Annotated in this window: 21 protein-coding genes and 2 riboswitches; of the genes, 7 read left to right on the forward strand and 14 right to left on the reverse strand. The window is 70.4% G+C overall.

Going from position 1 to position 23,082, the window contains the following annotated elements:
• Complete coding sequence (locus OWR29_RS22810; protein ID WP_267565173.1) at nucleotides 1–564, reverse strand: TetR/AcrR family transcriptional regulator; 564 nt, start codon at nucleotides 562–564, stop codon at nucleotides 1–3.
• A 70-nt stretch (nucleotides 565–634) separates the two neighbouring features.
• Entirely contained in the window at nucleotides 635–2,548 is a 1,914-nt protein-coding gene (locus OWR29_RS22815; RefSeq protein WP_267565174.1) for a zinc metalloprotease, read from the reverse strand.
• A 682-nt stretch (nucleotides 2,549–3,230) separates the two neighbouring features.
• Here OWR29_RS22815 and OWR29_RS22820 point away from each other — a divergent pair.
• On the forward strand, nucleotides 3,231–4,037 hold the full coding sequence (locus tag OWR29_RS22820) for a tetratricopeptide repeat protein (RefSeq protein ID WP_267565175.1): 807 nt from the start codon (nucleotides 3,231–3,233) through the stop codon (nucleotides 4,035–4,037).
• A gap of 190 nt (nucleotides 4,038–4,227) precedes the next feature.
• Here the strand turns inward: OWR29_RS22820 and OWR29_RS22825 are convergent, their stop codons facing one another.
• The 8 genes from OWR29_RS22825 to OWR29_RS22860 form a co-directional block, all read right to left on the reverse strand.
• Nucleotides 4,228–5,247, reverse strand: coding sequence for a lysylphosphatidylglycerol synthase transmembrane domain-containing protein (locus tag OWR29_RS22825; protein WP_267565176.1), 1,020 nt, complete (start codon nucleotides 5,245–5,247; stop codon nucleotides 4,228–4,230).
• Nucleotides 5,248–5,326: 79 nt separating this feature from the next.
• On the reverse strand, nucleotides 5,327–6,655 hold the full coding sequence (locus OWR29_RS22830; protein WP_267565177.1) for an L-serine ammonia-lyase: 1,329 nt from the start codon (nucleotides 6,653–6,655) through the stop codon (nucleotides 5,327–5,329).
• A gap of 23 nt (nucleotides 6,656–6,678) precedes the next feature.
• Nucleotides 6,679–6,788, reverse strand: a riboswitch (glycine riboswitch).
• Nucleotides 6,789–6,900, reverse strand: a riboswitch (glycine riboswitch).
• 105 nt (nucleotides 6,901–7,005) lie between these two features.
• A complete protein-coding gene (locus OWR29_RS22835; protein ID WP_267565178.1) occupies nucleotides 7,006–8,211 on the reverse strand; it encodes a glycosyl hydrolase in 1,206 nt (401 codons plus the stop codon).
• A gap of 42 nt (nucleotides 8,212–8,253) precedes the next feature.
• On the reverse strand, nucleotides 8,254–9,042 hold the full coding sequence (locus OWR29_RS22840; protein ID WP_438872650.1) for a carbohydrate ABC transporter permease: 789 nt from the start codon (nucleotides 9,040–9,042) through the stop codon (nucleotides 8,254–8,256).
• 83 nt (nucleotides 9,043–9,125) lie between these two features.
• On the reverse strand, nucleotides 9,126–10,016 hold the full coding sequence (locus tag OWR29_RS22845; RefSeq protein WP_267565181.1) for a carbohydrate ABC transporter permease: 891 nt from the start codon (nucleotides 10,014–10,016) through the stop codon (nucleotides 9,126–9,128).
• Entirely contained in the window at nucleotides 10,016–11,353 is a 1,338-nt protein-coding gene (gene ngcE / locus OWR29_RS22850) for an N-acetylglucosamine/diacetylchitobiose ABC transporter substrate-binding protein (RefSeq protein ID WP_267565182.1), read from the reverse strand. Before ngcE ends, OWR29_RS22845 begins: the two co-directional genes overlap by 1 nt.
• A 96-nt stretch (nucleotides 11,354–11,449) precedes the next feature.
• A complete protein-coding gene (locus OWR29_RS22855) occupies nucleotides 11,450–12,202 on the reverse strand; it encodes a sugar isomerase domain-containing protein (protein WP_267565184.1) in 753 nt (250 codons plus the stop codon).
• On the reverse strand, nucleotides 12,199–13,125 hold the full coding sequence (locus OWR29_RS22860; RefSeq protein WP_267565185.1) for a MurR/RpiR family transcriptional regulator: 927 nt from the start codon (nucleotides 13,123–13,125) through the stop codon (nucleotides 12,199–12,201). The genes OWR29_RS22855 and OWR29_RS22860 overlap by 4 nt, the downstream gene beginning before the upstream one ends.
• Before the next feature lie 86 nt (nucleotides 13,126–13,211).
• Here OWR29_RS22860 and OWR29_RS22865 point away from each other — a divergent pair, with 86 nt between their 5' ends.
• Nucleotides 13,212–14,126 carry an N-acetylglucosamine kinase gene (locus OWR29_RS22865; protein ID WP_267565187.1) on the forward strand — a complete coding sequence of 305 codons (915 nt, stop codon included), beginning with the start codon at nucleotides 13,212–13,214 and terminating at the stop codon, nucleotides 14,124–14,126.
• An 850-nt stretch (nucleotides 14,127–14,976) separates the two neighbouring features.
• On the opposite strand, the gene OWR29_RS22870 is transcribed toward OWR29_RS22865, so the two are convergent.
• A complete protein-coding gene (locus OWR29_RS22870; RefSeq protein WP_267565188.1) occupies nucleotides 14,977–15,723 on the reverse strand; it encodes a S1 family peptidase in 747 nt (248 codons plus the stop codon).
• A 183-nt stretch (nucleotides 15,724–15,906) separates the two neighbouring features.
• On the opposite strand from OWR29_RS22870, the gene OWR29_RS22875 reads away from it, so the two are divergent.
• Nucleotides 15,907–16,491 (forward strand): dihydrofolate reductase family protein, encoded by a 585-nt coding sequence (locus tag OWR29_RS22875; protein ID WP_267565189.1) that lies wholly within the window; start codon nucleotides 15,907–15,909, stop codon nucleotides 16,489–16,491.
• Here OWR29_RS22875 and OWR29_RS22880 read toward each other — a convergent pair.
• Complete coding sequence (locus tag OWR29_RS22880) at nucleotides 16,464–16,871, reverse strand: DoxX family protein (protein WP_267565190.1); 408 nt, start codon at nucleotides 16,869–16,871, stop codon at nucleotides 16,464–16,466. The genes OWR29_RS22875 and OWR29_RS22880 overlap by 28 nt on opposite strands.
• 53 nt (nucleotides 16,872–16,924) lie before the next feature.
• Here OWR29_RS22880 and OWR29_RS22885 point away from each other — a divergent pair, with 53 nt between their 5' ends.
• Together OWR29_RS22885 and OWR29_RS22890 are read left to right on the forward strand one after the other, a co-directional pair.
• Nucleotides 16,925–17,497 (forward strand): GNAT family N-acetyltransferase, encoded by a 573-nt coding sequence (locus OWR29_RS22885; RefSeq protein ID WP_267565191.1) that lies wholly within the window; start codon nucleotides 16,925–16,927, stop codon nucleotides 17,495–17,497.
• 81 nt (nucleotides 17,498–17,578) lie between these two features.
• Complete coding sequence (locus OWR29_RS22890) at nucleotides 17,579–18,226, forward strand: hypothetical protein (protein WP_267565192.1); 648 nt, start codon at nucleotides 17,579–17,581, stop codon at nucleotides 18,224–18,226.
• Here the strand turns inward: OWR29_RS22890 and OWR29_RS22895 are convergent.
• Entirely contained in the window at nucleotides 18,210–19,220 is a 1,011-nt protein-coding gene (locus tag OWR29_RS22895) for a LacI family DNA-binding transcriptional regulator (protein WP_267565193.1), read from the reverse strand. The genes OWR29_RS22890 and OWR29_RS22895 overlap by 17 nt on opposite strands.
• A gap of 52 nt (nucleotides 19,221–19,272) precedes the next feature.
• Here OWR29_RS22895 and OWR29_RS22900 point away from each other — a divergent pair, with 52 nt between their 5' ends.
• Both OWR29_RS22900 and OWR29_RS22905 read left to right on the forward strand, forming a co-directional pair.
• Nucleotides 19,273–20,070 (forward strand): phytanoyl-CoA dioxygenase family protein, encoded by a 798-nt coding sequence (locus tag OWR29_RS22900; RefSeq protein ID WP_267565194.1) that lies wholly within the window; start codon nucleotides 19,273–19,275, stop codon nucleotides 20,068–20,070.
• Between the two features lie 52 nt (nucleotides 20,071–20,122).
• Nucleotides 20,123–20,650: a hypothetical protein gene (locus tag OWR29_RS22905; protein WP_267565196.1), complete on the forward strand. Its 528-nt coding sequence runs from the start codon at nucleotides 20,123–20,125 to the stop codon at nucleotides 20,648–20,650.
• On the opposite strand, the gene OWR29_RS22910 is transcribed toward OWR29_RS22905, so the two are convergent.
• Nucleotides 20,634–23,066 carry a tetratricopeptide repeat protein gene (locus OWR29_RS22910; protein ID WP_267565197.1) on the reverse strand — a complete coding sequence of 811 codons (2,433 nt, stop codon included), beginning with the start codon at nucleotides 23,064–23,066 and terminating at the stop codon, nucleotides 20,634–20,636. The genes OWR29_RS22905 and OWR29_RS22910 overlap by 17 nt on opposite strands.
• Nucleotides 23,067–23,082 lie beyond the last annotated feature (16 nt).

Here is a 23,082-nt window from a genome sequence, read left to right on the forward strand (position 1 = left end):
CTACCGCAGCATGTTCTTCAGGGCGTCGAAGCCCCGGTCGCGGTAGTCGGCCGCCGCTTCCGGGTCGCGCAGCATGGCGTCCATGGTCGCGCCGGCCACCGCCTCGACCAGCGCGCCGGTGAACTGGATGGGCAGCCCGGCCAGCGGCCCCTTCGCCGCCATCCGGGTGAACAGGTCGACCCCGGCCGCGATGTCGCGTTCGGCGGCGTCGCGGCTGGTCGAGGTGATTATTTCGGACGCGTTGAGGGCGTTCAGGGCTCGTCGGCGCTCAGCGTGCACCGTGCCCCAGGCGATCCAGCGCTCCCACACCGCCCGCAGCTGCTCATCGTCCGACGAAGAAGCGGCGGACGGTGGGGGAACCATCACAGCCGCCCGCAGCTCCTCCTTGAGCTGCCGGTAGACGGCGTTGAGCAGCCCCGCCTTGGTCTCGTAGTGGTGGAAGATCGACCCCTGGGCCAGCCCACCCAGCTTGGCCATCGCGGCCGTCGACGCGCCGACCCCCTCGGCGGCGATCGTCGCGATCGCGGCCTCGGTGATCTTCCGGCGCATGGCGGTGGCATCCACCCGTCCATCATCGCGCACCGAAGATCTAGTGCCGCCGCGCCGCTGGTCCGCGGCGCGGCGGCGAACTCAACTACGGCTGGGACCGAGGCCCGTCGAGCGTGTCGATGAACTCGTGCGGGCTGTGCAGGTCGGACTTGGCACGTTCCGCGCTCGCCTCGGCCGCCATCGTCCTGGCCGCCGAGTTCGGGTCGACCCCGGCCTTCTTGGCCGCGGCGACAACCTTGCCGTACGCCGCATCGGCCAGCGCGTACGCCGCCCGGTACTCGTGCTTGGCGAAGGCCGCCTTGGCCAGACCCAGCAGCGCGTCGGCCTTGGCCAGGTCGCCCCGCACCTTGCCCGCCTTGCCGCTGGGGATGGTCGCGGCGAGCCGGTTGGCCGCCTCCCAGTAAGCAGCGGTCAGGAAGCGGTCGCTGTTGTCCCGGTCGAACTGCGAGAAGTCCCAGTTGACGTCGATGTAGCTCATCATCGAGTTGCTCTCGTCGCCCGACCAGGCGAAGAACGTCGAGCCGGACGGGCCGTAGTCCACGCCGGTCTCGCTGTCGTAGCCGTCGTGCGGGTGCGACATGCCCAGGTGGTGGCCCACCTCGTGAATCGTCGTCGTGCTCAGGCCGTAGCCGCTCTCGACGATGCTCTGCGAGAGGAAGTTGAACACGTACGACTGGTCGCCGGTCGCCCAGTCGTCGTCGGCGAACCCGAGCAGCGACGGGTCGACGTCCGGCGGCAGCACGTAGTTGAACACCGGGAGCTCGTAATCGACCCGGTCGCCGTCATCCTTCGTACGGGCCAGGTTTTCGCGGTTGTAGAGGAAGAGGTTGGCGTCCGAGGGCAGGCCGCTCTCGGGGTAGCAGCTCTCGCCGCTCTCGAAGCCGTCGTAGCAGGCCCGGTTCTTGGCGTCGAGGGCGAAGTCCTGGTTGTCGAAGTCGAGCTTGTTGCTCCAGCGCAGCTCGGACAGCTCGTCGACGATCAGCCGCGGCTTCAGGTACTGCTTCGAGGCATCAACACCGGGCCAGCCCTCGTACGTGTTGCTGTCGATGTTGATGGACCTCGGGGGCTCAGCCGTCGGCAGCTCGACCGGGTACAACGGCGACGTGGTCATCAACAGGTTCAGGGCCACGAAGCGCGTGATCTTGCCCAGGTCGCCGGCCAGCGCACTCGGCGCGCGGTAGCCACCGGCCCGGTACTCCCAGATCGGCGGCATGCGGTAGTCGGCCTCGCCGTCCCCGTCGACGTCGGCGTTCGTCACGTCGTAGTTCGCCGTGACCGACTCCGGGCCGGCCGACAGGTCGTGGAACCACACCCGGCGGGTGGCGCCCAGACCCGTCTCCTCGTCGTCGGCCGTGGTGCCGCCCCAGGCGATCATCTTGCGGCTGTCGCGGTTGGCGCCGAAGTCGTAACCCGTGTCCGGGTCGGGCTCGCCGGTTTTGGTGTAGACGTGGAACTTGAAGTCGGACCGCCCGTACCAGTTGATGAAGAAGACAGTGTTGCGGCGGGTGTCTACGCCGGCCGGTGGGTGGAAGGCCAGCCACTTCTCGACGCTGGGGGCGTCGATGGTGTGGTTGGCGGTGATGTCGAGGACGCCGGCCTGGGTGTTGTACGCCGTCTGGTACTGCGTCAGCGGCGCCGGCTTGGCCAGCCTCGACAACTGGCTGAAGAACTTGTTCTCGTACGCGCGATCGGTGTATTTGACTTTGTAGTCGTATTTGTAGGTGATGCCGAGCTTCTCGACCACGTCGTAGGAGAGCCTGGAGCGGACCACCGGCTCGTACTTGCGGGCGAGCTCGCCCTTGAAGGCGGCCTGTCCGACCTGGGGCTGCTCGTAGCCGAGGAAGACGACGTTGACCGGCACCGTCTCGGTCAGGCGGGGCTGACCGCCGGGGCTCAGGAAGTGATAACGGTGTGCGGGAGCCGCGGCGCCGGCGGGGGTGGCGGACGCCCCGACGAGTGCTGCGACCATCAATGCGATGAAGGCGCCTCTCCGTCTCATGCGGACACGTAACCATCAGCGACGGCCGATGGGAAGGCCCGGTGGACAGACGCCATCGAGCCCGGCCAATGGTGGAGAAACCGCGGCCAATCGGTCCCACGAACAGGGCATATCTGTCCCTCGATCGGTGGACGGCGGCGTTCCCGTGTGCAGCAGCCGCTATAAACCCATGACGTACGTGCATCCGGCCCCGCCCGAGGAGGCTGCCGCCATGGGGGCGCCCGACTCCGTTCCGTCCACCGCCGTCACTCCAACCGCCGTCCCGTCGCCACGCACCGGTGAGTCGCCGCACAGCGGAGAGTCGCCGCGCGAACCGGACTCGCCGCGCGCCGGGGAGTCGCCGCGTGCCGGGGACGGGGTCAAGTCGCTGGGGGCCCGGTTGCGCAGCCGGCTGGCCGCACGCAGGGAGCCCGACCCGGGCCCGGCTGAGCCGCCGGCCCCAGGCGTCGATCCGGCGGTGGGCCCAGGCATTGACCCGGAAGCGGGCCCAGGCGTCGACCCAGAAGCGGGCCAAGGCGTCGATCGAGCGGCGGCCCCGGACCGCGATCCGGCGGCAGAGCCGGACCGCGATACAGCTTCCGGGCCGGGCCGCGATCCAGCTTCCGGGCCGGGGCGCGATCCAGCTTCCGGGCCGGGCCGCGATACAGCTTCCGGGCCGGGCCGTGATCCGGCGGTGGCCGACGTGCCGAAGCAGCGGCGGTCGACGGCCGGGCGGCCGGACATCGCCGGGACGATCGAGGCGCTGGGCGACAGCAATCCGGCCGCGGCGCAGTTGCTCTGCCTGTGCTCGGTGCTGCACGTGGCGCCGGTGCCGGTCGACGTGTTCACCCGGTCGCTGGGCCGGCTGCCGCGGCCGCTCGGGGGTGTGGCTCCCCTGCAATTCAACGGCCTGGTGGCGGCGCTGGCCGGGCTCGGCCTGACGGTCCGCGGGACGGAAGGGTTGCGGGTTCCGGACGCGGTGCGCGAGGCGGTCCGCGACGATCTGGGCGACGAGGCCTCGGGAGTCTGCCGGGCCTACGCGGGTGAGCTGGTCGCCGCGGCCGCCCCCGAGGAGGTCTCGGATGCGGCGACCTGGCCGCGCTGGGCGGTGCTGGCCCCGCACCTGATCGCGGCCGGCGCCGCCCACAGTTCCGACCCGGCGCTGCGGACCGCTGCCTGCCGCCTGGTGGAAAGCCTGCTCTGGCGCGGTAAGGCCCGGCCGGCCCGCACGATCGCCGCCGAGCTGCACAGCGGCTGGCGCGAACTCCTCGGCTCCGACCACCCGGACACGCTGCGGTGCGCGCACGAACTCTCCCGCGCCCTGATCGCGGCGGGCGCCCTGTTGCCGGCCCGCAGACTGCTCGACGACACCATCGGCCGGCTGACGAGCTCGCTCGGCCCCGCCCACCCCCAGACCCGGGTGGCGACCGAGACCCGCCGCGGCGTCCTCATCCGCATGGGTGGCATGCCCCGCGGCAAGGCGGCCCATCGCCGCCGCCGGCAGCCCTGACGCGCCTTGGCGATGCTCACCGAGGCGGCGCGAGCAGAGCCGGCGGCCCACCCCAAGCGGCAGGAACAGGCCGCGGCGCGAGCAGCGCCGGCGGCCCGCCCCAACGGCACGAAAGGGCCGCGGCGCGAGCAAGGCAGGCGGCCCACCCCCAGCGGCACGAAAAGGCCGCGGCGGAAGCGAGGCGGGCGGCTCAGCTGATCGGGGCCGTGCGGGCCGGCGGGGCGGTGATCTCGCGGCGGAGGAACAGCGCGGCGACGCCCCCGGCCGGGAGCAGCAGCCAGCATGAGATAAGGCGGTAGATGACCACCGCGGCGGCCGCCGTCGCGGCGGTGGCCCCGGCTGCGGTCAGGCCGGCCACCAGGGCGGTGTCGATGACGCCGACGCCGCCCGGGGTCAGCGGCACCTGCCGGACGATCTGCACGCCCAGATAGATGCCGGCCAGGGTGGTGATGCCGACCGGCAGCCCGACGGCGTGACAGGTGGCGACCAGGCAGAGCAGGTCGGTGAGCCAGTTGACGGCGTAGTACAGGACACTGACGACCCACTCGCGGGCGCGCAGGGCGGCGCCCGCCTGCCAGGCTTCCCGGGCCGAGGCGAGCACCCGGCGCAGGAAGGCTTGCGGGCGTTCGGCGCCCGATTCGGCCGGCCGTCGCATCAGCAGCCGCCCGCCGACGACCGCGCCCGCCGTCAGGAGCACCAGGCCGCCGATGACGATGAGCGGCTGCGGCCCGGCCAGCAGATGCGGGTCGCGGCTCAGCACGGCCGCGCCCACGCCCACGTAGAGCAGCGCGAGTCCGCCGATCGAGGCCAGCCCGGAGACGATCATCGAGGCGGCCGCGATCTCTTTCGAGGCGCCCGCCCGCACGTACTGGCGGGCGGCGTACCCGGCCGAGACGGCGGAGCCCACCGGCATCGAGATCGAGACCGCCGTACGAGCCAGGGTCACCGACATCGTGAAGCGCGCCCCCACGCGTACGCCGAAAGCCCGGAAAATCTGCCGCTGCTGCCAGGCGAACGCACCCAGCGAGACCACCTGCAGCACCACGGCGAGCGCGACCCACCAGTAGTTGGCCCCGGTGAACGCCCGCAGGAAGTCGCGCGGATCGGGGAACCGCCCGTGCAGCCCGAACGCCGCCAGCGCCAGCGCGGCCAGCACGATCAGAGGCACCCGCAGCCGCGCCCACCACTTCGCAGACCCGGTACTCGGCACGCGGTGATCCTGACAAACGCGATCGACCCGAGCCACCTACTGTGATGTTGCTGTCACTAACTCTGGCCGAACAAGCGCCTCAGCACTCGATGACGTTGACGGCCAGGCCGCCCCGGGCGGTCTCCTTGTACTTGACCTTCATGTCGGCCCCGGTCTCTTTCATGGTCTTGATGACCTTGTCGAGCGAGACGTGGTGGCGGCCGTCGCCGCGCAGGGCCATGCGGGCCGCCGTGACCGCCTTGACCGCGGCCATGCCGTTGCGTTCGATGCACGGGATCTGCACCAGCCCGCCGACCGGGTCGCAGGTCAGGCCCAGGTTGTGCTCCATGCCGATCTCGGCCGCGTTCTCCACCTGCTCGGGGGTGCCGCCCAGCACCTCGGCCAGCCCGGCCGCGGCCATCGCGCAGGCCGAGCCGACCTCGCCCTGGCAGCCCACCTCGGCCCCGCTGATCGAGGCGTTCTCTTTGAAGAGCAGGCCGATCGCTCCCGCCGCGAGCAGGAAGCGCACCACACCTTCGTCGTCGGCGCCGGGCACGAACCGGGTGTAGTAGTGCAGCACGGCCGGGATGATGCCGGCCGCGCCGTTGGTGGGCGCGGTGACGACCCGGCCGCCGGCCGCGTTCTCCTCGTTCACGGCCATCGCGTACGCGGTCAGCCACTCCATGGCGTGCTCGGGGGCCCGCCCGGCCGCGCGCAGCTGCCGCGCCGTGGCCGCCGCCCGCCGGCGCACCTTGAGCCCGCCGGGCAGCACGCCCTCGGCCTCGAGCCCGGCCGCCACGCATTCCTGCATCACGCGCCAGATGTTCAGCAGCCCGCCGCGCACCTCGTCGGCCGACCGCCAGGCCGTCTCGTTCTCCAGCATCAGCCGCGAGATCGACAGCCCGGTCGACGACGTCAGCGCCAGCAACTCGCCGCCGCTCGCGAACGGGTGGGTCAGCTCGACCGCGTTCGGCCGCAGCACGCCGCCCTCGGCGATGACGAACCCGCCGCCCACCGAGTAGTAGGTCTTGCTCAGCAGTTCGGCGCCGTCGGCCGCGAAGGCCGTGAACGTCATGCCGTTCGGGTGGCCGGGCAGCGTACGGCGCCGGTGAAGAACGACGTCGACCTCGACATCCGCTCCGCACGGCAGGGTCAGCTTGCCCCGGCTGTGGATCAGGGCGGCCCGCGCGTCGGCGCCGGCCACGTCGACCGTCTCCGGGTCCTCTCCCTCGAGACCGAGCAGCACCGCCTTGGGCGTCCCGTGGCCGTGACCGGTCGCGCCCAGCGAGCCGAACAGCTCGGCCCGCACCGAGGCGGCCCGGTCGTCGAGCCGGCGGGCGAACATGCGGGCGGCGCGCATCGGGCCGACCGTGTGCGAGCTCGACGGGCCGATGCCCACCGAGAACAGGTCGAAAACGGACACAGCCATGCGGAAGCTCCTTCGAGAGGTGGCTCCCTCGCTCTGTCATGGGGCCTGAGAGCTTCATCGGCACGCGCGGCGCCGATTTGCACCTTGGGCGCGGGCTTCCCTTCTGAGAGAGAACCCGGCTTTCCAGAGTTGCCTGACCAGCGCGGTACGGGTGCCTGAGAGATTCTGAGGGAGAAGTTGCTCCTTCGGCGCCCCGCGGCCGAACGCGTCAGCGTTCGTAACGGGAACTCTCCCGCGACGGTCAAGTGGCTGTTCAGTTGTCGGACGAAAGCTATCGACGCCCGCGTGAACGGGTCAAGATCCTGCGGGGAAGCGGGACACGACGGTCCCGCCTCCCCCAGGTTAACCGCTCAGCAGCGGCCCAGGTCCTGCCACTGCTCGGTCCAGCCCGGTTCCGAGCCCTGAGTCCAATAGCGGGCGCGCCACAGGTGCACACCCTCACCCGACTTGGGCCCGTTCGGGTCGCCGAACTTGCTCTTCTCGTGCTTGACCAGGTTGCCGCCCGTGTAAACCGACGAGAACGCCCAGTTCGGCGCGTCGCTGCAGCCGGTGCCCGGCGGCGGCGTGGTCGGGGGCGTGGTGGGCGGGGTGGTCGGCGGCGTCGTGGGCGGGGTGGTCGGCGGCGTCGTGGGCGGGTTGTTCGTACAGCCGCCGGTCGAGGCCACCGTGTCGACGAAGGTGCTGCCGGCCGACCGGTAGCCGCCGGTCTGCGACGTCACCTGGGCCGGCGACAGCACCTGGTTCTTCGCGAACAGCACCCAGTCGACCTGCTGGATGTACGTGCTGAGCCCGCCCGAGTGGGTGGCCGTGTCGATGAACCACAGGTTCCAGTTGATCGTCATCGTCTGGCGCGGGAAGAACTTGCCGCCGTGGTCGCCGACCTGCACCCCGTCGATGTAGTAGACGACGTGCCCGTTGGCCACCTGGGCCACCAGGTCGTGCCAGCCGTCCAGCGAGCTCCGCTGTTCGGAGTGCACGTTGTCGGCGTACCAGGGCTCGTTCCGGTACGTGTACCAGGTCGTCTGGTAGTTGATCGGACCCTGCTCGCCCCACCCGCCGTTGGGCAGGTACTCGCTGATGTCGAGCTCGCTGTAGGTCGGGTCGAGGTCGCCGTTGAGCGGGCTGATCGTGAAGAACGTCTGGTTGATGTGGTCGCCGTCGTTGCCGCTGACCGGCGTGTCGGTGAAGCGCACCCGGCTGGCGTAGGTGCCCTCGAGGTAGCGCTTCTGGGTCGAGTACAGCTCGGCGTGCTTGGTGCCGGCCGCGGTGCCGTCGGTCGAGGCGGTCAGCTGCATGACCTTCTGACCGTTGTTGGTGGGGAACGAGATGCTGGACGGCGACCAGTTGGCACCGGGCACGCCCGGGCCGCCCTGGTAGCTGCGGGGTGTCCAGCCGTTGGCGGTCAGCGCGGGGTCGGCCGACGAGCTGTAGCTGAAGTCGTCGAACAGGTAGCCGCAGTCGGCGGCCGAGGCGGGCGTCGCCGAGACGGCGACCGCGAACGAGGCCGCCAGAACCGGCACCGCGAGCAATGAGTATCGACGTTTGTCGATCTTCATGGGCAGACTCCTCCTACTGAGAAGTGCAATGGGGATGGGGAGTTACTTGACCGCGCCGGCGGTCATTCCGGCGCGGATGTGCCGTTGGAACGCGACATAGGCGACCAGCACCGGCAGCATGGCAATGGTCAGGCCGGCGAACAGGCCGCTCCAGTCGCTGCGATACCCCTGGCTGACCGACAGGGCGGCCAGACCCTGCGCCAGGACGTACCGGTCCGGGTCGGGATTGAGAACCAGCGGAAGCAGGTACTGGTTCCAGAGCCCGAGGAAATTGAAGATGCCGACCGCGACCAGACCCGGCCGGGCCAGCGGCAGCATGACGCGGAAGAACACCGCGCCGTGCGAGCAGCCGTCCAGGAAAGCCGCCTCGGCGATCTCGCTCGGCAGCGTACGGAAAAAGGAATGCAGAAAGAAAACCGTGAAGGGCACGGCGTACGCGGTGTAGACCAGAATCAAGCCGGCGTACGTGCCGAGCAGGCCCAGCTGCTGCACCACGAAGAACAGCGGCACCAGCGCCAGAAACACGGGGAAGAACATCGCCGCGACGAATACGTAATAGATCAGCCGGTTGCCGCGAAATTCGTAACGGGCCAGCGCGTACGCAACCAGTGAGCCCAGCAGCATAGTGAGCACAAGAGCCGCGCCCACGACGATCAGGCTGTTGAGGAAATAGCGCCCGATGCTGGCCGCCGTCCACGCCCGCGCCCAGTTGTCCCACTGCGGCGACGCGGGCAGCGACCACGGCGAGTTCAGGATCTCGTCGTCCGTCTTGAACGAGCTGATCACGGCCCACAGCAGCGGCAACGCCGTTACGACAGCCCAGCAGAACATCGCGATCCCGGGCAAGGGATTTGTCCGTTTCGTCGCCGGCGAAGGCGGCGCCTCGACAGGCGTGCGACGGGTTTGCAGAAGCGTCATGCCAACTCCAACCGCTCGCGCCGGCCCGACCGCAGGGCAAGAACAGCCAGCGTCAAAGTGGCGAAGAACAACGCCACTCCCATCGCCGACGCGTAGCCGAATTTCCCGTACGTGAAAGCGGTCCGATAAAGCGACAGCCCGATCACTTCGGTCGCCCCGTCCGGTCCCCCAGGTCCAACTGTCATCACCTGGACCACCGCGAAAGCGTCGAGCGCCGCGATCCCCAGATAGACAAAGGCGACCTGCACCGACTCCCGGACAAGCGGCAGCGTGACTCTCGAGAAAGTCGCCCATTTACCGGCCCCGTCGAGCAGAGCCGCCTCGAACAACTCCCGCGGAATCCCCTCGATGGCCGCGCTGAACAACACGACATAGAACCCGACCGACGACCAGACCAGCACCGCCATCACGGCCACGAGCGCGAACGCCGGCTCGGCCAGCCACGAATGCGCCAGCCCACCCAGCCCCACCGCCCGCAATCCCGAATTGAGCAGCCCGGTGTTGGGGTTGTAGACGAACCCCCACAACACCGCGATCACCACGAGCGACAGCAACTGCGGGAAGAAGAAGACGATCCGATAGCCCTGCCCGATCCGCGCCGACGACGTGCGCAGCATCGAGGCCAGGAAAAGCCCGATCGCAATGGTCACCAGCGGCACGACGATGAGCAGCAAAGCGTTGTTGCGCACCGCGTCGAGAAACAGGGAGTCGCCGCCGAGGCGGACGTAGTTGTCCGCCCCGACGAACCGCGCCTCGCCGGCCACCCCGGTCCAGTCGGTCAACGACAGCCAGAACGCCTGCGCGTACGGCGACAGCACGAAGACGACGTGCAGCACCAGGGCCGGCACCAGCGCGCCGAGCAGGAACCGCCAGCGGCCGTGTTTCATCAGCGGGTGAACTTCGTGACGGACGAGTCCTTGGCCACCGCGTCGGCCGCCTTCTGGATGCGGGTCGACCAGTCGGCCGGGCTGATCCGCTTGTTGACCAGCTCGCCCGTCGCGTCGTCGACCGCCTTGGCCAGGGGCGCGTACCACGTACGGAATCGGTAGGTGAAGGTGTCGGACCCGGCCGCCGTGACCGCATCGCGCACCGAGCCCAGCCCCGACGAGAGCGTGAGCCCGTCGGTGGCCCCGGCCACGGCCGGCAGGGTGCTGTTGGCCTCGGCGAACGCGGTGGCCGACTGCTTCGAGAACAGGATCCGCAGGTACTCCTGGCCGCCGGCGGCGTTCTTGGCCTTCGCCGGCACCAGGAACGACTCGCTGCTGGCGGCCTGCACCGCGGTCACCGGCAGCTGGTCCGACGACGACCGGGCCGGCACCGTGCCCATCACCATGTCGAAGCCGGCCGGCGCGACGCCCTTCTGCTCGGCCTCGAGCCACGAGCCGCACGGGATGAACGCCGCCTTCTTCTGGCACCACGCGGCCTGGGCCTCGGTGTGCGACAGCGCCTCCGAGCCGCTCATCAGGTAGCCCTGCCCGGCCAGCTCGGCGAACGCGGTGGCCGCCTGCACGAGCCCGTCCTGTTTCCACGCGCCCGGCTGCAGATTGTCGACCGCCTTGACCAGGTCGGGCCCGCCCGCCTTGGCCGCCATCGAGAGCAGTGGGTCGTTGATGTACTCCGGGTACTTGCCCTGGTAGGTCCAGGGGGCGACGCCCGCCTTCTTGATCTCGGCGCACAGCGCCACCATCTCGTCCCACGTCTTCGGGTACGTCCAGCCGCGGTCGGCGAACAGCGACTTCGAATACCAGACACCCCACACCGTGTACGTGAAATTGAGCGCCACGGTCTTGCCGGCGAACGTGCCGTCGTCGACCACGCCGGGCAGCAGCGTGTCGCGCACCTTCTTGCCGGGCTGGTCGAGGCTTGGCGCGTCCAGCAGGTCGGCCAGGTCGGTCACCTGGTTGGCGCTCACGAGCGTGGCGATGTCGAGCCGGCCGGCGCCGGTGTTGTCGACGACGTCGGGCGGGGTGCCGGCCACGAAGCGGGGCTGCATGGCCTCGCCGACCTTCTGCAGGCCCTTGTGGTCGATCTTGGCGGACGGGTACTTCTGCTGGTACGTGGCCTCGGCTTTCACCGCGTACTCGTCGCCGTACCCGCCCTTGAAGACGACCACCTCGAGCGGGGCGTCGGCCTTGACCCCGAGCGGGTTCTCGGTCGTCTTCTCGGCGCCGCTGTCTTTCGCTCCGCCGGTGTCCTCCTTGCCGGAGGTGACACAGCCGCCCAACGCCGGTATGGAGAGGACTGCAGCCGTTTTCAATACCGTCCGTCGGCTGGGATAGGGTCTGACCTGGGAATCAGGGTTCATGACGGGCTCTGCCTCCTATGCGGTGCGCCGGATGCGCCCGGCGTACCGCGCCTCAATTTCCGCGTTGTGTTCCTTGCCGCCGGGCACGTTGTCCGACAGGTAGACGGGCGGGGTGATCCCCGCCGCGAGCAGGCGAGCCACCACCTCGGTGACGATCTGCTGGGCCAGCAGGGCCGCGGTGATCGACGAGACCGCGCCGACGGCCCCTCCGCCGGGCAGGGGCAGGGTGGCATCGCCGTACGGGGCCCCGTTGTCCAGCACCACGTCGGCGATTTCGCCGAGCTTGCGCCCGCTCGCATGCCGGCTGCTCACACCGGCCGAATGCTCGGCCGAGGTGATCGCCACGAGCTTGTGCCCGCGCTCCTTCACCAGCAGCGCCATCTCGACGACGGCGCCGTTGATGCCCGAGTTGGAGGCGATGACGAACGCGTCGTCCGGCTTGATCGGCGCCAGCTCGTACAACCGGTGCGCGATGTCCGGGTTGCGCTCGACGGTGGGGTCGGCGAGCGCTTCGAGCGGCTCACCGCCGTACAGGACGATGTCTCGCAAAGCGATCCGGTTGGTGGGAACCAGTCCCCCCGCGCGGCCGGCGATCTCCATGGCCAGGGCCTCGGAGTGCCCGCAGCCGAAGGCCTGGATCACTCCCCCGTTCCGCACGCTCTCGGCCAGGATGTCGGCGGCCTGCTGTTTCTGCTCGTCCTGGCCGCCGCCGACCTTCTTCACGGCGGCCTCGATTTGTCTGAGGTAGTCGGTGCTGGTGACGCTCACGGCTGTCCTTTCGAACGCCCGCGCTTGCGGGTGGGAATCTTCTCGGGCAGTCGGTGGGCGTCGACCGCGCGCACGGTCAGCTCCAGCGCGTCGGCGGTCCGCTCGTAGGTGCGCTGGGCGACCGCGACGTAGATCGTGTCGAGCACCAGCAGCTGCGAGTGCAGCGCGGACAAGGCGGCCAGGCGGAACGTCGTCTCCTGCACGGCGGTGGTGAAGACGACGTCGGCGATCTCGGCCAGCGGCGACCGGCTGAAACTCGTGACGGCGACGGTCAGCGCGCCGTGATCGGCGGCCTCGGCCAACGTTTCGATCACTTCCCGCGTACGACCGGAATGGCTCAGCCCGATTGCGACATCACCCGGCAGCAGCAACGCCGCGTTGGTCAGAGCAGTGTGCGAGTCGGTGCGATGCCAGACGGGCACGCGGATCCGCTCCAGCCGGAACGCCATCTCGCGGGCCGAGGTGCCGCTGGAGCCCAGCCCGAAGATCTCGACCCGCTTGGCCTCGGCGATCGCGGCCGCGACCTGCTCGACGGCGGCCACGTCCAAGCCGGCCGCCGTGTCCTGAATGGCCCGCGTGTCGGCGGCAGTCACTACCGCGAGTACGTCGGTCAGCGGGTCGCCCGGCGCGATGTCGCCGCTGATGTCGGTCTCCCACCGCGCCTGCTCGGCCCGCCCGGTCTCGGTGGCGATGGCCACCCGCAGGTTGGCGTAGCCCTTGAACCCCAGCGTGCGGCTGAACCGGGTGACCGTCGCGGTCGAGGTGCCCGACCGCTCGGCCAGGTCGACGATGCTGGCGTGCGCCGCGGTCTCCGGATCGGCCAGAATGGTCTCGGCGATGCGCGCCAGCGCCTCCGGCATCTGCGCCCCCTCGATGCGCAGCCGCCCGAGCAGGCCTCCGCTCTCACCCGTCACGTCGGTCATCCTTTTCATCAATGGCTGTTGCCGATGAAAATTACGACCGTCGACGCCTCTAGTCAATAACTGTTTCCTATGTTTCGATCCCTTCCATGGACCTGGTCGCAGGAGTGGACGCCGGCGGCACCGCCACGAAGGCCGTGGTGGCCACGCTGGACGGCACCATCGTCGGCCGCGGCGCCGCCGGCCCCGGCAACCCGCTGACGGTGGGCTTCGAGGCCGCCGCCGGGGCCGCCGCCGACGCGCTGCGAGCCGCGCTCGGCGCACTGCCGCCGTCACGGGTCGTCCGCGGCGTCGTGGGCGTGGCCGGCACGAGCAGCCTGGCGTCGGGTGACGGACTTTCCGCGTACGAACGGGCCTGGAAGGGTTTGAATCTGACCGCCCCGATGACGGTCGTGGGCGACGTGGTGACCGCATTCGCCGCCGGCAGCCCGGCGCAGTCGGGAGCCGTGCTCATCTCGGGCACGGGCGCCATCGCCGCCGAGGTGTCGGGCCAGGAAGTGGTGCGCACAGTGGACGGCAACGGCTGGCTGCTCGGCGACCACGGCTCGGGCCGCTGGATCGCTTTGGCCGCGCTCAGATCCGCCGTACGCGACTGGTCCACACCTTTCGCTGCCGCCTTGGCCCACCAGGTAGGCGCCCAGTCGTCCGACGCCTTGGTGGCCTGGGCGCAACGCCTGCCCTTCGCCGAGATCGACGCCCTGGCCCTATTGGTGTGCGCCCGAGCCCGAGCCAACGACCCCGAAGCCCGAGCCATCACCACCGCCGCCGCGACGGAGTTGATGCGCACCCTCGACGAGCTGGGCGCGGACGGCCCAGTCGTGCTGGCCGGCAGCCTGCTGACGCACGACACGCCCGTACAGGAAGAGGTGATGTCGGCCCTGCGGGCTCGCGCTATCGAGTTCGCCGTCAGCCGCGACCCGGCGGCCGGCGCAGCCTGGCTTGCAGCCCGCGACTTGGGCTCACTTCCCTCAGCCGCCCTGCACAACGCCTTGCTACCCCACTGACCGCCACGGCGACCTGGGACCTCTCCAGCATCCCCGCCGACGCCGACGCCGACCCGACCAGCTGCTCACCAACCACCCCACCCCGCCCAACCAGGGGGCGGGCCCGACACTACGCCGCGCCCCCGGCGGAAAGTGAGTTATCCACAAGGGACGGCGGGTGACGTGAGTGACATATCGCGGTCCGGACAGCCCGGCGAGCGCGTGGTCAGCCCATGGCAGTCTGTCGACACGACCGGCTCGTGATCACCGGCGAGGATCCCCAGGGCCTGCGACTGCTCAACGCAACTAGTGCCGCCTCCGCGAGCTCGACGGGGTCCGACTTCCAGTCACTGAGGCGGATGCCCGCAACGGCGACGCCACGGTTGTTGCCCGCAACGGCGAAGGGACCATCGGCGTCGGCAGCGATTGGTACGACCGGGAGATTCCCGTCGCCGTCCACGTGACCGGCGCGAAGTTGGTGGCGGTCGAAGCATTGCTCCCGCAGCTGTCCACCGCAGTCCGCCGCCTACCCCGCAACGCCAAGCCGGGCGCCCTGCGGGAGCGCATCGAGATGCTGCCTCGCCGTGCTGAAACTGTAAGCGCCCGAGGTGCTGAGCGGGGACCCCGGACGCAGTGGCCCGAGTTCTCGAGGCGGGCGCCGGACCAGCGGAGTGGGTGTCAGCGGCACCACCCGTAGCCGACGAATCCAACGCCGTGCTGCTGCGCGGGCGAGTCGCGCCCGCTCCTTCAACAGCACTGCGCAAGGCCCTCGATGGAAACGCGGAATTAGGCGAAAGGGTCCCAGGCTCCAGCAACTCCATAGCTGCACGCGACCCGGCGCTGGGGCTGCCGGGCCGCGCTCAGCCGGGCATCAGGCTGGGAGGCCGCCGACCTGGGTGTTGACCCAGGCTCGGATGGACGGCAGGTCGCCGTAGATGGAGGGGGCTGTGGCGCACGTCGAGCTGCTGTTGCCGGCTCGGCTGGTGACGCCGATCAGGTTCCAGCGGCCGCTCACCGAGCGCACCTGGGGGCCGCCCGAGTCGCCGTAGCAGGCGCCGGAATTGCCGTTCGTGTTGTTGGTGCAGATCTCGTACGCGGCGTCGATGCCGGCGCAGCGGCTGTCGGAGACGATCGACGTGTCGAGCTGGTGGGCCACGGTCGGCGACGAGCCGCAGCCGCGCGGGGCGCACGTCTGGCCCCAGCCGATGATGCGGGTGGCCGTGCCGACCGCCCCCGAGGTGGTCGGGATGGGCGCCGGGGCGTAGCTGACCGACGTGGTGAGCTCGAACAACTTCACGTCGATGCGCGGGTGGCTGACCGCCCGGCGGACCGGGACGACCGTGCCGCCGCTGCTGCGGTTGGTGCTTCCCACGCGTACGGAGGAAGGGGTCGGGCAATGCTTGGCGGTGACCACCCAGTTCGCCTTGATCAGCGAGCCGGTGCAGCCCGACGTGTAGACCATGAACGGGTAGTTCTCGGTGGCCGGCTGACCGCCGACGACGTTGCTGCCCACGCCGGGGTCGGCCGTCGGCGCGGCGACCGCTGACGCGGCCGGGGAGAGCAGACCCGCGGCGAGCACGCTCGCGGCGGTGAGCAGGGTCCGGGCGAGGAGGCGCATGAGGGACGTCCTGTCTGACCGGTGGGGGTGATGATGGGCCGGCGGCCCGGCCACACGCTAACCCTGAATCGATGTCTGTCGATACATGTCAGCTCGGGCCTATCTCGGGGTGATGGAAGTTGTCGGATCGGGGCAGGGCCGTTCGTGGGGTAGATGAAGGAAGCCAACGGGAAGGGAACTGCCATGACCGCCACGTACACCTGGGATGTCTTCTCCACGCTCGACGGATTCGGCTCGTACGCCGAGCCCGGCGACTGGGGCGGCTACTGGAGCAAGCAGGGGCCTGAACTGCTCGCGCACCGGGCTGCCCTGTTCGACACCCCGCAGCGGATGGTCTACGGGGCCACGACCTTCCGCGAGATGGCCGAGATCATGTCGTCCGGCCTCGACCCCAACGCGCTCGACGAGTGGAACATCCGGACGATGCGCTCCCCCGCCACCGTCATCTCGTCCACGCTGACGGACACGCTCGGCTGGCCCGACGCGACCATCGTGAGCGGGGACGCCGCCGAGACCGTGGCCCGGCTCAAGAAAGAGTCGGACGTGCCGCTGCGCTCGCAGGCCAGCCTGTCGCTGAACCGCTCGCTGATGGCGGCCGGCCTGGTCGACCGCATCCAGGTGACGATCTTCCCCGTCATCTCCGGGCGGACCGGCATCAGCCCCATCCTGGCCGGCGCGGCCGACTTCGACCTGGAACTGCTCGAGGCCCGTACGCTCGACGGCCGCACCCAGGAACTGGTCTACCGCCCCACCCTGCGCCGCAGATAGGGCACGGCGCCCGTCACGACCAGGGCCCACACCACGAGCAGGGGCTGGAAGAGCAGCCGGATCGCCCGGGCGGCATCGGTGTCGAGGCCGAAGCCGTCCCGGTGCTCGGTGAACTGGGCGATGTTGCCGGGCAGGATCGCCACGAAGAACAGGGCGGTGACCACACCCACGAAGGCCCGGGCGGGCTGCCGCCACGTGACGAGCAGAGCCAGCGCGAGGCACAGCTCCACCACGCCGGACGCGATCACCACGAAGTTCTCGTCGAGCGGCACCCAGGACGGCACCTGAGCCTGGAACTCCAAGCGCGCGAACGTCAGGTGGGCCGTGCCGGTGAACAACAGGAAAGCGCCCAGCACGATCTGCCCCGCCGTCCGCACCATGGCCGCACCTTAACTCGGTGGCCGGGCGGCCGCCGGTGTGTGATCGTCGCTGGGTGGCTCAGCCGATTCTGCGTACCGACCGCCTCGTGATGGTCCCGCTGGCCGACGAGCACCTTGAACTGGAGGTCGAACTCGACGCCGACCCGGAGGTGCTGCGGTATCTGTGGGGCCGAGCCCGCTCCCGCGCGGAGGTGGAAGCCAGCCATGCGGAGCGGATGGCACTCGGCCGCAAGATCGAAGGCCTGGGCTACTGGATGGCCTTCGACGCCGGCGACAACTTCGTCGGGCTGATGATGCTCCCGCCGACCCACGGCCCCGACCAGCCCGACGACCCGTCCGTCGCCGAACTCGGCTACCGCCTGGTCCGGCGCTTCTGGCGGCAGGGCCTGGCCAGCGAGGCCTCCCGGGCGCTGCTGGAGCACGCGTTCGGCACCGTCGGCCAGAGCCGGGTGATCGCCCAGACCATGGCCGTGAACGCCGGTTCCCGGGGCGTCATGCAGGCCGTGGGCATGCGACACGTACGCACGTTCTTCCCGACCTGGGACGACCCCCTGCCCGGCACGGAGGAGGGCGAGGTCGAGTACGAGATCACCCGCGACATGTGGCAGCGGCGTACTGTCGGCTAGTTGACACCAAGGGTGTTCATCTGATCACCGAGCGCGGCCGTACCCCGTCGCAGAAGCCGCTGCGACGAGGTGTGAGGACCCATGGCGACAGAGGATGGCTGGAGCCTGGCCAACAAGCTCGCGGCGGCGGCCCTGGTCGTCACCTTGGTCGCCGCGGTCTTTACGTTCATCCAGGTCGGCCAGGGCGCCGACTGGTTCTGCGGCACGTCCCTAGGCAAGCCCTGCGAGGCGGCCCCCACCCCCACCGTCTCGGTCAGCCCCGCGACGACGCCCCCGACCAAGACCCCGACCGCGAAACCGACAACCCACACACCCGAGCCGACCCGCACGACCGAGCCGACCAAGAAACCCACCGCCGCCGTGGCCTGGAGCGGCCGGGTCCTGATCCACAAGGCCGCCGGCATCGAACTGGACACCGCTCCGCCGAGCCAGGCGACCGGCCCGGCCGGCACCATCGAGGCCGCCGACATCCTGCTGGACAACAGCCGCTACGGCACCCACTACCGCCTGACCGCGATGTCCGGCGTGAGCTTGGCCGACATGACCCAGACCGGCACGCCCGACGCACGCTCCTGCCTGGATTCTCTGCAGACCGTCCCGGTCGGCGACGCCCCCGCCGAGGTCGGCACCACCCTCTGCGTCGGCACCGGCCGCGGAAACCTGACCATGGTCCGCGTGACCGGCGACGCCAACGACGGCCTGTACCTGGCCGTCACCCAATGGAACTAGGCGTCTCGGTGCTGGCGCGGATCTCGAGGCGGTGCGGGACGACCAGGCGGCGGGGGGCGGCGTCGCGGTGGGTGAGGCGGTCGGCGAGGCATTTCAGGGCGGCGTCGGCGATCGCGGGCTTGTCGGGGGCGATCGTGGTGAGGGCCGGGTTGGCGAAGCGGCCGTCCTCGATGTCGTCGAAGCCGGCCACGGCCAGGTCGGTGGGCACCCGCAGGCCGCGGGCGACGGCCACGTGCAGGGCGCCCAGGGCCAGCTGGTCGCTGAAGCAGAAGACGGCGTCGACCTCGGCGTTCGCGTCGAGCAGGCGGGTCATGGCGGCGGCGCCGTCGGGGCGGTGCAAGCGGTCGACCGGGATTTCCAGGGGCGGCAGGCCCGCCTCGGCCAGCGCCTGGCGGTAGCCCTCGGCCCGGCGGGCGGCGGTGCCGTTGACCAGGTGGGGCTGCAGGCCGACGGCGGCGATGCGGCGGCGACCGGTTTCGATCAGGTGGCGGGTCAGTTCGGCGGCGGCCGCTACGTTGTCGATGGCCACGTGGTCGAGCAGGCCGCCGGCGTCCTGCTCGCCCAGCAGAATGAGCGGGGCACTGTCGGGGCGGCGGGTCAGATCGCCGGGCGACAGGCCCCATGGGCTCATGATCAAGCCGTCGACGGTCTGGGCCCGTACGCCGTCAAGCAGTTCTCTTTCCCGGTCGGCGTCGCCGCCGGTCTGCTGCACCAGCAGGGTCCACGCGTACGCCTCGGCCCGGTCGGCCAGGTGACCGGCCAGCTCGCCGAAGTAGGGCGACGCGATCTCGGGCAGCACCAGCGCGACCAGGCCCGACCGGCCCCCGCGCAGATGCCGGGCAGCCGCGTTCGGCCGGTAGCCCAGCTCGTCGATCACCCGCTGCACGCGCTCGCGAGTCTCGGGGGCGACCAGCGCGAAGCCGGACACCACGTTGGACACCGTGCGCACCGAGACGCCGGCGCGCTCGGCCACCTGTCGCAGATTGGCACTCACGGGCCACATCCTACCGGTTGCAACGTTGCATGCCACGTTGCAATATGAAGGCATGAGTGAGAGAGAAGCCATCTACACCGAAGGCATCACCGCGCTCAAGGGCGCATTCAGCACCGAGTGGGCCGACGCCATGCGCGAGGACATCGAGGCCGCGTTCGCCGAGGCCAGCAGCCGCGAGGGCGGCGCGGTCGGCCGCGGCCCCAAGCGCTACTACGTCGAGATCCACCCCGAGCAGCTGCGCGGCTTCGTCGACCTGGTGACCCACCCGTGGGTGGTCGCCGTGTGCACCGACGTGCTGGGCCCGCAGTACGAAATCGTCGAGCTCGGCTTCGACATCCCGTTCGCCGGCGCCGTCAACCAGCCCTGGCACCGCGACTTCCCGATGCCCACCGTGACCCGGGACGAGAAGCGGCTCAACTCGCTCGCCTTCAACCTGACCGGCGTCGACACCACCGACGACATGGGCCCGTTCGAGATCGCCCCCGGCACCCAGTTCGACGACTCCCCCGAGTTCGGCCACGACATGTTTCCCCCGCGTACGCATTACGACCGCTACAACAAGCTCGCCGTCCGCAAGTACCCGCAGCGGGGCGACATCTCGGCCCGGTCCGCCCTGACCATCCACCGGGGAACCGCCAACAAGTCGCAGAAGTCGCGCCCGGTTCTCGTGCTCGGTGTGGACGCGCCCGACGCCACCAACGCCGACAAGCACGCCATGGCTGTCACCCGCGGCTACTGGGAATCGCTGCCCCAGCTGGTCAAGGACCACCTGCACTGCCCGGTGGTCGACGAGCTGACCCCGATCACCCAGAAGCACACCATCGAGGGTCTGGTCATGGGCGAGGCCTGAGGGCCTGTCCGGCCGAGCACGCTGGGCTGCGGCGAGGCCCTATGCTGCCCGGATGCCCTGGGAAGCCTCGAAACCGCCGCGCCCGCCCTCCCACCCCGTCGACCTGAGGCCGCTCGAGCGCGGCGACCGGGCCGTGCTCGACCATCTGGGCCAGCTCTACCGTTACGACCTTTCCGACGCGTACGGTCTCCTCCCGAACGCCGACGGCAGCTTCAACTTCCGCGAGCTCGACCGCTTCCGCCTGGCCGACGACCCCAAGCGGCGCGGCTGGCTGATCACGGCGGCCGGCCGGACGGCGGGCTTCGTCCTGACCGCCCCGGCCGGTAACGACGGCACCTCGATCGCGGCCTTCTTCGTCGTACGGGCCCTGCGCCGCACCGGCGTGGGCCGGGAAGCCGCCGTCCGCGTGATCAACCAGATCCCCGGCCCCTGGGAGATCGGCTTCCAGCGCTACAACGACGGCGTCGAGGCCTTCTGGTCCCGAGTGGCCACCGACGTGGCGGGCGACCAGTGGAAGATCCACGACGGCCCCGTCCCGGAGAACCGGCCGCCCGACACGTTCATCACCTTCGTCTCTTAGGTTCGTCCAGGGCCTGGCTCGTCCGACTCAGACCGGCCTGCGCCCTGGTCAGCTGCTCCTGATTGTCGATCTCGGTCGCGCAGGTGCGGGCGGCGACGTGCAAAGCAAGAGCGTCCTCCGGACGACCCGCGGCGAGCGCCGCCTCCCCCAAGCCGTTGAGCGACAAGGCCTCACCGACCCGGTCACCGCCTTCCCGGGCTATCGCCAGCGCTCGTCGATGACACTCCGCCCCCTCGTCCGGCCGGCCGACACGGATCGACAGGTCTCCGAGGTCCGCGATGAGATTCCCTTCGACGTCACGATGACCGAACCGGCGGACCATCTCCAAGGCTTGGCGGAGGTGTTCGCCCGCCGCCTCGTAGCGTCCGGCCCACATCTCAGCTTCGCCGAGCCCGCGCAGGGCGTACGCCTCCCCCGAGCGCAGACCGAATCGCCGGCATCCCGCCAGCGACTTCTCCAGATAATCGATGGCTGCCGTCAGTTCCCCCAGCCGGAGGTGAGCGATGCCCAACCCGCACAAAGCACTGTTCTCGCAGACGGGATCGTCGATGAGCCGGGACAGCGCCAGCGCTTGCTGGTTGCACTCGATCGCCTCCGCATATCGGCCCAGCAGCATCATGGCCGAGCCCAGGCAGTCCACCGCCCGCGCCTCGCCCGCCTGGTCGCCGGTTCCCCGGAAAAGTTCCAGTCCTCGCCGGTAGTACGCGGCCGCTTCCCGATGCTTGCTCAGCCAGGCTGTTGCGACACCGAGATTGACCAGCGCGTGCGCTTGATCGTTGTCATCGCCGACGCGCAGGGCGGCACGGACCGCATGTCCATGCACTATGACGGCGTCGGCGTTGTGCCCGGCGCTGAGGTACAGCCAAAGCGCGCGCGCCAGAGTGATCGCGTGAGCGGAAAGTTCGCCGACCACCATGGCTATGAGGGCGGGTCGTTCCGTGTCCAGCCAGGTCAGTGCGGCGCCCGCGCTGCTTAGATCTGGGACGGGGGTGACCGCAGGCGGGATCGATGCCTCCGGGCGCGCGCTGGCCCCGTAAAGGGCCTCCACCCCGTCAGCGACCGCAGCCAGGTAGTAGCCGAAGAGCCGATCGAGACCACCACGACGGTCTGCGGGCCGTTCCTCCTCGCGGGCCCGCGTCACCGAATGAGCACGGACCAGGTCGTGGAACGTGTACCGACCGGACTCGGTCTCCTGCAACAGGTGATCGGAAAGCAGCCGCTCGAGGCGGGCCTGGGCGGTAGGCAGACCGCTGTTGTCAAGCGCCGCCGCCACGTACGCGTCGAAATCTTGTCCCGGGTGCAGCGCCAGCCGCCTCAGCAGCCGCCGTAGGTCATCCGGCAGGCGGCGGTACGAGAGGTCGAGCGCGGCTTCGACCCCGGTCTCGAGCCGCCGCTCGGCATGGCGCTCGTCGAGCCGGTCGGCGTGATCGGTCAAGGTCCACCCCGGCGTACGACGTATCTGCCCGGCGACCAGACTCAGCGCCAGCGGTAGATATCCGCAGCGCTCAGCCAGGCGCGCCGCCGAGCCCGGGTCCTCACCGACCGGCGCCGCGCCGGCCAGCAGGGCCACCGCCTCGTCCGGGGCCAGGACGTCGACGGTGAGGCGCGTGGTCGTGCCCAGCCCGGCCAGGCTGCGCCGGCTGGTGATCAGCGTCAAGCAGCCGGGCGTGGCGGGCAGCAGTGGCCGCACCTGGTCGGCGTCGGCCGCGTTGTCGAGCACGACTAGCGCCCGCCTCCCGGTCAGCCGTGACCGATAGAGCGCGACGCGCCCGTCCAGCTCGTGCGGGATCCGCTGCCCCGGCACGCCGAGCAGCCGCAGGAACCCGTCGAGCACCGCCGCCGGGTCGGCCGGCGGCTGGTCGGGGTCGAACCCGCGCAGGTTGACGAACAGGGTCCGGTCGACGTCGCCGGCCCGGAGCAGCTGATGTCCGGCGTGGATGGCCAGCTGCGTCTTCCCGATGCCGGCCATGCCTTCGATGGCCGAGATCACCACCGCGTCGCCCCGCTGTGCGGCCTGCCGCAGGTGGCACAGTTCGGTCGTCCGGCCGGTGAAGCCGGCCAGGTCGGGCGGCAGGCCGGCGTGCACCCGAACCTGGGACGCGGCCTCGGCCCGTCCGGCGATCGCCTGCAGCGTCTGCCGCCACTGCACGACGTACCCGGGATCGGGATGCAACGCCTCGACCACGGCCACGACCAGGTCATCGCTGAGCCGCCGCCGGCCCGGGCGGAAACAGTCGGCCACCGTGGACCGGCGCGCCAGCTCGCGGGCCGGGCGCCCGGCCGCGGCCCACGCGGCGTTGACCCGGTCGGTGATCGTCTCGTACGAGGGGCGGCCCGCCCAGGCCTTCAGCAGGCGCAGCTGTTCGACGATGTCGTCGACGCGGCCCGCCCGAGCCGGATCAGGTGGACCTGCCATGGGCTGAGGCTAGGCC

This window comes from Paractinoplanes pyxinae (genome assembly GCF_026626335.1).
Classification (GTDB): Bacteria; Actinomycetota; Actinomycetes; order Mycobacteriales; family Micromonosporaceae; genus Actinoplanes; species Actinoplanes pyxinae.

Bases quoted from the DNA above. Each gene is read 5' to 3' on its own strand.
- OWR29_RS22815 (WP_267565174.1), bottom strand. From the start codon at position 2,548: ATGAGACGGAGAGGCGCCTTCATCGCATTGATGGTCGCAGCACTCGTC.
- OWR29_RS22830 (WP_267565177.1), bottom strand. From the start codon at position 6,655: ATGGCTGTGTCCGTTTTCGACCTGTTCTCGGTGGGCATCGGCCCGTCG.
- OWR29_RS22835 (WP_267565178.1), bottom strand. From the start codon at position 8,211: ATGAAGATCGACAAACGTCGATACTCATTGCTCGCGGTGCCGGTTCTG.
- OWR29_RS22840 (WP_438872650.1), bottom strand. From the start codon at position 9,042: ATGTTCTGCTGGGCTGTCGTAACGGCGTTGCCGCTGCTGTGGGCCGTG.
- OWR29_RS22845 (WP_267565181.1), bottom strand. From the start codon at position 10,016: ATGAAACACGGCCGCTGGCGGTTCCTGCTCGGCGCGCTGGTGCCGGCC.
- OWR29_RS22860 (WP_267565185.1), bottom strand. From the start codon at position 13,125: ATGACCGACGTGACGGGTGAGAGCGGAGGCCTGCTCGGGCGGCTGCGC.
- OWR29_RS22865 (WP_267565187.1), top strand. From the start codon at position 13,212: ATGGACCTGGTCGCAGGAGTGGACGCCGGCGGCACCGCCACGAAGGCC.
- OWR29_RS22870 (WP_267565188.1), bottom strand. From the start codon at position 15,723: ATGCGCCTCCTCGCCCGGACCCTGCTCACCGCCGCGAGCGTGCTCGCC.
- OWR29_RS22875 (WP_267565189.1), top strand. From the start codon at position 15,907: ATGACCGCCACGTACACCTGGGATGTCTTCTCCACGCTCGACGGATTC.
- OWR29_RS22880 (WP_267565190.1), bottom strand. From the start codon at position 16,871: ATGGTGCGGACGGCGGGGCAGATCGTGCTGGGCGCTTTCCTGTTGTTC.
- OWR29_RS22890 (WP_267565192.1), top strand. From the start codon at position 17,579: ATGGCGACAGAGGATGGCTGGAGCCTGGCCAACAAGCTCGCGGCGGCG.
- OWR29_RS22900 (WP_267565194.1), top strand. From the start codon at position 19,273: ATGAGTGAGAGAGAAGCCATCTACACCGAAGGCATCACCGCGCTCAAG.
- OWR29_RS22905 (WP_267565196.1), top strand. From the start codon at position 20,123: ATGCCCTGGGAAGCCTCGAAACCGCCGCGCCCGCCCTCCCACCCCGTC.
- OWR29_RS22910 (WP_267565197.1), bottom strand. From the start codon at position 23,066: ATGGCAGGTCCACCTGATCCGGCTCGGGCGGGCCGCGTCGACGACATC.